This window comes from Streptomyces sp. TAA040 (genome assembly GCF_000424845.1).
In genome coordinates this window covers 1-1,075 of record NZ_AUKR01000076.1, presented here as the reverse complement: position 1 = coordinate 1,075, position 1,075 = coordinate 1, and the positions used below count along the sequence as shown (strand labels likewise).

1 protein-coding gene is annotated in these 1,075 nt (G+C 57.6%); it reads right to left on the bottom strand.

What is annotated here, in order from left to right; all coding sequences use genetic code 11:
* Positions 1-215: 215 nt before the first annotated feature.
* Complete coding sequence (locus H300_RS31675; RefSeq protein ID WP_158678429.1) at positions 216-683, bottom strand: hypothetical protein; 468 nt, start codon at positions 681-683, stop codon at positions 216-218.
* Positions 684-1,075: the final 392 nt, after the last annotated feature.

Sequence of the window (1,075 nt, the reverse complement as noted above, 5' to 3'; positions counted from 1 at the left end):
CGAGGTCCTCGCGAAGGTCAGACTCGTCGCGACCAACGTGAAGAAACTCGTCAATAACAACTCGAACTGACATGAACAGAATCACGAGACACTAGGAGTTATTGATCGGCAGGCCCCTGCCCACTTGCAGGATCCGTCGTCCGCTGACGTTGCCGTCAGCGTTGCCGTCACACGCGAGAAGCCCCACCGAAATGACCCTCCGGTGGGGCTTCTGCTCATTCATTCAAAAATACCTCGATGGCCCTAGCCACCGACGCCGGGGTCGACTCGTCGTGCGGATCATCCATTCCGAGCATTGGTAGATCCAGCACCACGCTTGCCGAGTCTCCAAATTCATCCCTAACTACCCTGAGGGACTGAAGTACGGCGTAGTAGGCGGGACTTATTTGCTCGAAGTCTTCCCTGATGGAGAATTCCCCATCCCGTTCAACGATCGGACGAAACGGCGGCACGACAATCCACTCCGGTAAGCCGTCGCCTTTCGAATTGGACAACGTCTGTGCCGCCTCCCTGTTCGGCCCACCGCCATAACGATCGAATGCCCAAACTCCAGACATCACAAGCACGTCAGCCCGAAGTGAGCGGCTACTTTGGTTGGCGAACTCGATCGCCGTCGTTGCAGGCAGCAACCTCGACCAAAGGTCCAGGGTCGGCTGCTGGAGGGATGTCACGTAGATCTTCATCTACTCACCTACGGGATCGGCATGGAAGGAAGGATGCGGACTCGACCGATCGAACTCATTGAACCTTCCCAGAGTGCGAAGGCGTCGATTCCGCCACCCCCGTCCGCAAGATGCTCGATCCTGCTCTCCGCAGGAATATGTTCAGTTCTGATTACGCCACGCACCAACGTGTAAGCGCCCTCATCAGGGAACGTCGCATGGGCGGATTTAGCGTAGAGAGCTGCACCCTCTGGCGTTGAAGAGAAGTACTTCGACTCGATTCCGCGCGGATTCTGGAAACGTCGAATGTCCATGAGTCAAGGTCATTGCGTGATCGCGATCTGTCCGGGTTGATCACGTAAGGCCCAGAGCTGTCAGAGGCCGCCGGTGGTCGCGGCCGGTGTGCCGGAGGG